Genomic DNA, 10,683 nt, shown 5'->3' with positions numbered 1-10,683 from the left:
TGATGTTGATGGTGTTTATTCTGTTGATGTTAACGGCACTATTAGAGATGTTGCTGTTGCTGATAATCTGGGTAACGTAACACTGTCTTTAGCTGTTGGTCATTATTATGCTAATGTGACTTTTGATAATGGTAATTATTCTACTGTTGTTTCTAATAATGAGTTTGAGGTTTATAAGGCTCTGAATAATGTTAAAGTTAGTGTTAATAGTGTTACTTATGGTAGAGATTCTGTGATTGTTGTTTCTGCTGATGTTGATGGTGTTTATACTCTTGATTTGAATGGTGATGTCACTACAATTGAGGTTGTTAATGGTACTTATTCTAGATCTTTACGTCTTGGTGTTGGTAAGTATTATGCTAATGTGACTTTTGATGATGGTAATTATTCTACTGTTGTTTCTAATGCTGTGTTTGAGGTTTATAAGGCAATAAATAATGTTAAGGTTATTGCTAGCAGTGTTACTTATGGAAATTCATCTGTAATAGTTGTTGTTGCTGATGTAGATGGTGTTTATTCTGTTGATGTTAATGGAACTATTATGGATGTTGCTGTTGTTGGTAATCTGGGTAACGTTACATTGTCTTTGGGTGCAGGTCATTATTATGCTAATGTGACTTTTGATGATGCCAATTATTCTGCTGTTGTTTCTAATGATGTGTTTGATGTTTACAAAGCAAAAAATAATGTTAAAGTCACTGTTAATAATGTTAAGTATGGTGATAAGGCTGTAATTCATGTTGTTGCCGATGTTGATGGAAATTACACTCTTGATGTGAACGGTACAATTTATAATATCACTGTTGTAAAGGGTAAATATACTAAATCAGTGCGTCTTGGTGTGGGCAGGTATTGTGCTAATGTGACTTTTGCTGATGATGCAAATTATACTAATATTATAACTAATGCTTCTTTTGAGGTTTATAAGGCGGTTAATAATGTTTATGTTTTTGCTAATAGTGTTACTTATGGTGAAAAGTCAGTGATTATTGTTGCTGCTGATGTTGACGGCAATTATACTGTTGATGTGAACGGTACTTATTATACAGTTGTTGTTGATGGTCAATCAGGTAACGTAACATTGTCTTTGGGTGCCGGACATTATTATGCTAATGTAACTTATGAAAACGAAAATTATTCTACTATCATTTCTAATGATGTGTTTGAGGTTTATAAGGCTATAAATAATGTAAAAGTTACTGTTAATAGTGTTACTTATGGCAATGAGTCTGTGATTGTTGTTTCTGCTGATGTGGATGGCGTTTATACTCTTGATTTGAATGGTGAAATTACTACAATTGAGGTTGTTAACGGTTCATATTCCAGATCAGTGCGTCTTGGTGCTGGTAAGTATTATGCTAATGTGACTTTTGAACATGAGAATTATTCTGCTGTTATTTCTAATGCCGTGTTTGAGGTTTATAAGGCTGTAAATAATGTTTATGTTATGATTGGTGGAAATATGGATAGTGGAGAAGTAGTTCTTGAGGTTGCTGCTGATGTCGATGGTGTTTACATACTTGATTTCAATGGTGATGTCAACGAAATACTGGTTGAAAACGGAACCTATTCTATTTCATTGAATCTGCCGGCAGGTAAGTATTATGCTAATGTGACTTTTGAAAATGAAAATTATACAAATGACATTTCCAATATTGAATTTGAGATTTCTAAAGTAGTAAATAATGTTAAAGTTATTACTAATAGTGTAATTTATGGTAATGAAACTGTAATTTATGTTGTTGCTGATGTTGATGGTGTTTATACCCTTGATTTGAATGGTGATGTCACTACAATCGATGTTGTAAATGGAACCTATTCTATTTCATTGAATCTGCCAGCAGGTAAGTATTATGCTAATGTGACTTTCGTTAATGATTATTACTCTAATATTATTACTAATGCTGTGTTTGAGGTTTATAAAGCCGAAAATAATGTTAAAGTTAGTGCTAAGAGTGTTACTTATGGTAAAAAGTCTGTGATTATTGTTTCTGCTGATGTTGATGGTGTTTATACTGTTGATGTTAATGGAACTATTTATAATGTTACTGTTGTAAATAATAAAGGTAGACTTGCCTTATCTCTTGGAGCAGGTAAGTATTATGCTAATGTGACTTTTGATAATGGTAATTATTCCACTATGAGTACTAATGCTGTCTTTGAGGTTTATAAGGCTGTTAATAATGTTTATGTAATTGCTAATAGTGTTACTTATGGTGAAAATGCTGTAATTTTTGTAGCCGCTGATGTTGATGGCGTTTATACTGTTGATGTTAATGGTACTATTATGGAGGTCTCTGTTGTAAATAATATGGGTAATGTTACATTGTCATTGGGTGCAGGTAGTTATTATGCTAATGTGACTTTTGATAGTGAAAACTATACAAATATTATTTCCAATGATGTATTTGAAGTTTATAAAGCTGTAAATAATGTTAAAGTTATTGCTAATAGTGTTATTTATGGCGATATTGTTGTACTTGAAGTTGTTGCTGATGTTGATGGTAATTATACTCTTGATTTCAATGGTGATGTCAGTACAATTGAAGTTGTGAACGGTAAATATTCCAGATCTTTGAGTTTAGGTGTTGGTAAGTATTATGCTAATGTCACTGCTTTAGATAATGGTAATTATTCTTCTGTTGTTTCTAATGCTGTGTTTGAGGTTTATAAGGCTATCAATAATGTTAAAGTTAATGTTAAAAATGTTACTTATGGCAAAGAGACTGTGATTGTTGTTTCTGCTGATGTTGATGGTGTTTACACTCTTGATTTCAACGGTCAAATCAGTACCATTAATGTCGTGAATGGTAAGTATTCTAAATCACTCCGTCTTGCTGCGGGTAAGTATTATGCTAATGTGACTTTTGCTGATGATGCAAATTATACTAATATTATTACTAATGCTGTGTTTGAGGTTTATAAGGCTGTAAATAATGTTAAAGTTAATGTTAAAGATGTTCCTTACGGTCAGGATGTTGTTCTTGAGGTTGTTGCTGATGTTGATGGTGTTTACATTCTTGATTTGAATGGTGATGTCAGTACAATTGAAGTTGTCGACGGCAGATATTCCATTTCATTGCATCTGGGTATAGGTAAGTATTATGCTAATGTGACTTTTGATAATGGTAACTACTCAAACATTATTACTAATGCTGAGTTTGAGGTTTATAAGGCTATAAATAATGTTATAGTTATTGCTGAAAGTGTTACTTATGGTGAAGAGACAGTGATTACTGTTTTAGCTGATGTTGATGGTGTTTACGTCCTTGATGTAAATGGTAATGTGACTACAATCAGTGTTGTAAATGGTACATGCTCCATTTCATTGAGCCTTGATGTCGGCAGTTATTATGCTAATGTTTCATTCAGCAATCCTGACTATGATTCAATCATATCAAATGCAACATTCAAAGTTTTACCTGTAGGGGACTATGACATGACTGTTGTGGCAGCATATGGTGATGATGTTTATGTTTATGTTTTACTTCCAAGAACTGCAACTGGAAATGTGACAATGCATGTTGCTGGTAAGGATTACACTGTAGAGGTTAATACCGGAATTGCATTATTCACTGTTCCTGATTTAGAACATGGTTATTATAATGTCACTATTCACTATGGCGGTGATGATCACTATGTGTCCAAAACTTCAAATATTACAGTTTATATTAAAAAGGTAATGATTGATGCATATGATGTCAAGTATGGATGGGCAAAATCAATTACATATTCAGTAAAATTGATTGATGAATATGGAAATCTTGTTAGAGACAAAGAAGTCATGTTTTCCATTAATGGAAAAACATTTAAATCAGTCACTAACCGTAATGGTATTGCCAGTGTTTCCTTATCATTGAATATCGGAACTCACAGTATCAATATCACTTACCGCTCAGAAAATGTTACCAGAAATATTACTGTTGTTTCCAGATTCAGCGGAAACAAAAACATCAATATGTACTATTTCGATGGAAGCAAGTATACCTTCAAGGTTTATGGCAATAACGGAAAATTGGTTGGAGCAAATCAGGTAGTAGTAATCAAATTAAACAAAAAGACTTACAAAGTTAAAACAGATAAAAATGGTGTTGTTAAGTTCACTATTCCAAATACATTGAAAAAATTCGGAAAATATACTATTACAGCAACATATAAAGGACAAACTATCAAAAATACAATTAAAGTAAGACAGATTTTGACTTCCAAAAAGACAGTTAAGGTTAAAAAGACAGCTAAAAAATTAGTGGTGAGTGCAAAACTTAAAAAGAAACTAAAAGGCAAAAAGATAATATTCAAATTCAAAGGTAAAAAATATACTACAAAAACAAATAAAAATGGAATTGCTAAACTAACAATTAAGAAAAATGTGATTAAAAAGCTTAATAAAGGTAAATCATATAATTTAATAATATTCTATAATAAAATTAATATTAAAACAAAAATTAAAGTTATATAATTGGAGTGTTATGGGGGTGTTTTCATGAAAAAAATTAATATATGTTTGATGGCATTTTTGATTTTGTTGTTGGGTGTGGGTTTTGTTTCCGCAACCGATGACGGAGTAAATGGTGAAATTAACAATAATGTATTAAATGCTGTGGATGCTGATGAATTCGCTGTTGATGGGGCTGATGATAAACTTGGTTCTGTTGATGATGAGATTATTGGTGGTAAAACTCACGTTGAAGTGAATTCATATGATCTTTCTAGTTTAAATCCGCATTCTGTTGATATTTATAACGATTCAGATTATGTAGCTTATGTATATGCGCCGAATCAGTCTCAGGGTAATGTTTCTGTTATAATTGGTGAAGATGAAGAGGCGATAGAGGTTTTCAATAATGATATTCAGTCTTTATATAGTGAAGCGGATGAAAATGATACTGGGTATTCATATTTCTATATCAGGCCAAGTGACATTAGATTAAATTTAGTTCCGGATGTATATTATGTGAATGTAATTTATAAGTACGGATTTACATTAAGTGAAAGTAATGATGGTATTGTTCACTTTGTTGAGGATGCGAATCATGTAAAAGTTATAGCTCCTGATGAAATTGTCATTGGAGATCCTATGAACAGTTTTATTAGCATTTATGTAGAGGGTACTTTAGGAAATCTCAGCGTTTTAATTGATGGTAAGAAGATAATCGACAGTGAGGTTTTTGATTTAAAAAATGACACTGGGGCAGGTGAATTAAAACCGGCTATTCTTGTTGATATGAAAAATTATTCCGTAGGTCAACACACATACGAAGTTTCATATTATGGCGGCAACTGGGAAGATGTATCTTTCACAGGCAAAATCAACGTCACATATCTTTTTGATGTTGCTGTAAATCCTGTCTATGATTACGGTGATGAAATTAATTTCATAGTTATGTTGCCTGGTGATGCAAGCAGTAATGAAATCAGAGTCAACAATAAAATTTACCGCATTGATTTGGAAGACGGTTTTGCAAATTTAACACTGTCTGATTTTAATTTATACGAAACTCCTCTAAACTTTACATATAATGACGTGAAATATGGTGAAAAATCATTCAAGTTATACTTAAATCCTATGGTATATGTACCAACAACTGTAAGATATGGCAGTGATGAGAAAATCGTTCTGAAGTTTCCGGGTGATGCTCAAGGTAAAGTAAACATCACTTTGGATTTTTCAGATGTGGAAAGTGTTGATATTGTTAACGGAATGGTTAATTATTCATTGAATTCATTGCAGGTCGGTTCACATGCAGTTTTACTGCAATATGATGATGAAACCTATCAGATTGACGAAGGATTCATTTTCGAAGTTATTCCTAATGTTGAGTTTAAAAACAATCTGACTATTGGTGAAAGCAGTAATGTTAATGTTGATATTGGGGTAACAGGCAACATTACCGTATATTGCAATGACCAATTCGTATCAAATGTCACAATCGAAAATGGTAAAATAAATTTCTCAATTCCTTCTTCTTATTTGCATTTGGGTGAAAATGTCTTCACACTAAAATATAACGGCTTTGATTTGTATGAGGATCCTTTCTATTATTATGATGGTGAAGCAGGCAAAAATGTTCCATATAAATATACTGTGAATGTTGGACCTGAAGTGTTAAGTATCCCAGATGAATTTTCCCAAAATGGGGAAGGAAATATAATTTTGGACTTGCCTCTCGGATTCAGCGGCAATATTGATGTTTATGTTAACAATGAGTTATTTTCAACCACTCCTGCTTTAGGAGGCATTAATAACATCTCTGTATTTGGGTTAAAAGGTAAAGAAAACAATATTGGTGTCGTTTTAACTGATGAAAAAGATAATTCTTATGAGCTTTATAAAGATGTTTACCTTGCAAAAGTCGAACCTCAGGTTGATATATTTATTCCTACTTACTATGCAATACCAACAATTATTGTTAATTGCCCAAGTGATGCTACTGGCGAGTTTCTGATTACAATTGGTAATTATTCTATCAAAAAAACTTTGGAAAATGGTAATGCAACCTTTAAAATTTATGATTTGGCTGATGGAGTTTATAACACTACATTTTTATATGCTGGTGATGATAAATACGCAGCTTTCTACGAACATGATCTTGTAAACATTACAAATGTTGGTTTCAAGGACCCTAAATTAACAATCTCTGTTCCAAGTTTTTATCAGGGTAAAAAAACGGTCGTCACTGTAAAAACTGTCAGTTCATTTACAGGCACTGTAAAGGTTAAAATCGGCTCAAAAACTTATACTATTAGTGTGGTTAAAGGTAAAGGAACCAAAACTATTTCCGGAATTAATGTGGGCACATATTCTGCAGTGGCTACATTTGCTGAAGATAATGTATTTAAATCAGCTACCAAATCTGTAAGTTTTAAGGTTAAGAATAAAATTCAGTTAACTCTGAAAACAGTTAAGGTTAAAAAATCAGCTAAAAAGTTAGTAATTACTGCTAGTTTGAAAATTTATGGTAAAGTAGCTAAAAATAAAAAGCTCAAGTTCCAATTCGTCAAAAAAATTATTAAAGCTAAAACCAACAAAAAAGGTGTTGCAAAAATAACCATTACAAAAGATATTCTTAAAAAGCTTAAAGTTGGTAAAAAAATAAAGTATCAAGTAACTTATGGTAAAACAGTCAAAAAGACAGTTAAAGTTCTAAAATAATTATTAAATCAAAGGGTGTAAGAAAATGAAGAAATATCAAATCATTTTAATATCATTTGCAGCATTATTGTTGATAATGGGTGTTGTGGGTGCAGCTGAAGTTGATGATATTACAAATGACACTATAGTTAGTGACAATATAATTTATTCAGATGATATTTTATATTCTAATAATTATTCAGATGTTGTGAGTTCAAATAAGGAAGTCAACGGCAATACATTCTCAGATCTTCAAGATGTAATCTATTACAGCAGTGCTGGTGACACAATCTTTTTGAATAACGACATCTATCAGGATAGTTCAAATTATATTTATGTAAATAAAACAGTGACAATAGATGGAAAAGGTCACACTCTTGATGCACAGCAAAAATCAAGCATTTTCTACATTGAACATGCTTCAAATGTAGTATTGAAGAATATGATCTTTAAAAACGCCAAAAGTGTAAATGGCGGAGCAATTTATGCAGGTTCAGGACTTTTAAATGTATCCAATTGTACTTTTATCAATAACTCTGCAAAGTTAGGTGGAGCAGTATATTGTGAAGTTGAATCAAGCTTAGTTTATTGTACTTTTGAAAATAATTCAGCAGAACAAAATGGGGGAGCTGTATTTTCTAAAAAAGATATTGATTTATCATTTTCCACATTCACAGCTAATCATGCACAAAAAGGTGGTGCAGTTTACTGTACAAATAATCAGGGTACTATAATCGGCTCTGACTTTATAGGAAACACTGCAGTAGATGGTGGTGCAATTTATTGGGATGGTCGTAAATTAGAAATGGAATTCGACAAATTTATGAATAATACTGCTAGTAAAAATGGAGGTGCAGTATTTTTAAACTCATGTAATCAAATTGATATCAGTTACGCCTCCTTTTTCAACAGTAATGCTAATGAAGGAGGTGCATTGTACTTCCTCAACTCCGCTGCAAATCTTGTTTCAAGTTTTTTTATAAATAACTCTGCATCAAAAGGCGGTTCTATATCCTTTGTCAATTCTACTAACATGGTGGAATATTGTGGTTTTGAACGTAATTCCGCTGATGAAGGTGGAGCAATACTTTTAAATAATTCACAAAGCAATATAGAAGGTTCAAATTTCGAATTTAACACTGCTTTTGAAAAAGGTAGTGCAATTTATTGGGCTCCATTAACTTATAATTTGAATTGCACTATATCCAGTTCAGAATTCTATAATAATAAGGTAAAATCTTACTCATTAACAGGAAATTTCACTAATGGAAATTTAATTTTAGAGCTTAAAGGATGGAACAATTACGTCAATGCCATTTATGCAGATACACGTATTGAATTGAAAGATGTAAGATATTACAATGGAAATATAACCAATAGTGATAAGGAAGCAGACAATAATGGTGCCAGTGGCCAAAACATTACATTAGAAATTTATGATTCAAGTAAAAATCTTTTAATAAACACTACCTTTATGACAAATACATTCGGTCAGCAATATTACAATCTTTTCCTTTTGAAAGATGGACAGTATACTTATAAAGCATATCATTCAGATAATGATTATTATACTTCTGTACAATGCAATGGTAAGTTTACCTTAAATAGGCCTGCAAGTTCAATCAGTCTTAATATCACTGATAAAGAAGAATTTATATATGGGCAGTGTGTTATACCATTTAATATTATGTATCGTACTGATGTAGTGGCAGTCATTACAAATGAGGATGGGTCAGCTGTTTATTACAACAGCACTGTTAATGAATATTCCAGACGTGTATATGTTGATTTGCCTGCCCAGGAGGAATATTATAAAATCACAGTATATAATGTCCCAAATAGCAAATATCTGGGCAGTCAGGATTCCAAATTGTTCAAAATTTTAAAAACAGGTTCCTCAATTTCAATAAATCCTGTAAATGATTTTAATTATGGAAGAAATCCTGTAATTTCTTTCAATGTGGAAAATATGACTTATATTCTTGTAACAGTATATAATGAAGACGGAAGGGGAGTTTATTCAACAACCTCGGATGATGATTATATTGTTTTTCCAGTATTAAATATAGGAAAATATTATATGTATGCAGAAAATATGGCTAGTGAAAACATTACTAGTTCAACTAGTTCTGCTACTACTTTCAATATATTAAAAGCAACAAATACTATTAATGTTTCTGCAAGTAATGTAGGTTACGGAAATCCTGTTGTGATAACTGTTCATGCATGGGTTGACGGTGATTACAATATTGACGTTAATGGCACTTTAGTAAATGTTAGGGTAGCTGGAGGTCAGGGTGAAACCGAATTATCTCTTCCTGTTGGACAATATTACGCAAATGCAATTTTCAATAATCCAAATTACGATACTGATATTACAAATGCAAAGTTCTCTGTTCTTCCGGTGTGCGATATAAAAGTAAACTATAATGAAGATGTTGTTAGTGGAGAAAATATAATATTTAATGTTGCAGTTGATAATGATGCAACAGGCAATATAACCCTTTACTTCGCAAACGATGAATACACAACAGCAATTAATAATGGTAAAGCAATAATTGAAGTTTCAAATGTGGGATCCGGAGACCATAATGTTTCAATTGTTTATGACGGTGATGAGAATTATGCCGGCAATAAAGTCGATTTAAACGTTCATGTCAAAACATTTAGCATCATGTTAAATCCGTTGCAATCAAATGTTCTTTCTGCAACATTATACGATGAAGACGGAAATGGTGTTTCTAATAGGGAAGTGTTGTTTTCAATTGACGGACAATCTTTCATTTCAGTCACTGACAGTAAGGGTATAGCAAGTGTTAATTCGGATTTAGCAGTGGGAGCTCATCATATCAGAATTATCTATTTGTATCAAAATATTACTGATAATATTACTGTTTCCAGATTCAGTGGAAATAAAAACATCAATATGTACTATTTTGATGGAAGCAAATACACTTTTAAGGTTTATGGAGATGATGGTAACGCGGTTGGTGCAAACCAGAATGTTGTAATCAAGTTAAATAAAAAGAGTTATACTGTAAAAACCGATAAGAATGGGGTTGTAAGTTTTAAAATTCCATCCACTGTTAAAACTGGAACATATGCTATTACAGCATCATATAAAGGAGACAGCATTAAAAACACTGTTAAAGTAAAGCAGATTTTAACTTCCAAAAAGACAGTTAAGGTTAAAAAGACTGCTAAAAAGTTGGTATTGACAGTAAAACTTAACAAGAAACTAAAAAATAAACCTATAATATTCAAGTTTAAAGGTAAAAAATACGCAGCAAAAACTGATAAATACGGAATAGCTAAAGTCACAATTAAGAAAAATGTGATTAGTAAACTCAGTAAAGGTAAAAGTTATACTGTAAGCATAAATTACTACAAAATTAGTTTAAAAACTAAGGTTAAAGTAATGTAAAAATTTTATTTGTGTGGTGGGATTATGAATAAATTTTTTAAATGTTTATTAGTTTTTTCAATATTGTTTGTAAGTATGGGTTTTGCCTGTGCTTCAGATGATATTGCATTGGATAATGAAACTAGTA

At 31.7% G+C, this 10,683-nt stretch carries 3 protein-coding genes; all 3 read left to right on the top strand.

From position 1 onward, the window contains the following. On the top strand, positions 1-4,459 hold a 4,459-nt coding region (locus ACKI2P_RS09680; protein WP_407377216.1), incomplete at its 5' end, for a hypothetical protein. Positions 4,460-4,483: 24 nt separating this feature from the next. Next, positions 4,484-7,153 carry an Ig-like domain-containing protein gene (locus ACKI2P_RS09675; protein WP_407377215.1) on the top strand — a complete coding sequence of 890 codons (2,670 nt, stop codon included), beginning with the start codon at positions 4,484-4,486 and terminating at the stop codon, positions 7,151-7,153. Positions 7,154-7,178: 25 nt separating this feature from the next. Then, a complete protein-coding gene (locus tag ACKI2P_RS09670) occupies positions 7,179-10,556 on the top strand; it encodes an Ig-like domain repeat protein (protein ID WP_407377214.1) in 3,378 nt (1,125 codons plus the stop codon). The last annotated feature ends 127 nt before the right edge of the window (positions 10,557-10,683 follow it).

This window comes from Methanobrevibacter sp., assembly GCF_045541095.1.
Taxonomy (GTDB): domain Archaea; phylum Methanobacteriota; class Methanobacteria; order Methanobacteriales; family Methanobacteriaceae; genus Methanocatella.
The sequence above is the reverse complement of the archived record's forward strand: the minus strand, read 5'-3'. Positions and strand labels throughout refer to the sequence as shown.

Bases quoted from the DNA above. Each gene is read 5' to 3' on its own strand.
- ACKI2P_RS09675 (WP_407377215.1), top strand. From the start codon at position 4,484: ATGAAAAAAATTAATATATGTTTGATGGCATTTTTGATTTTGTTGTTG.
- ACKI2P_RS09670 (WP_407377214.1), top strand. From the start codon at position 7,179: ATGAAGAAATATCAAATCATTTTAATATCATTTGCAGCATTATTGTTG.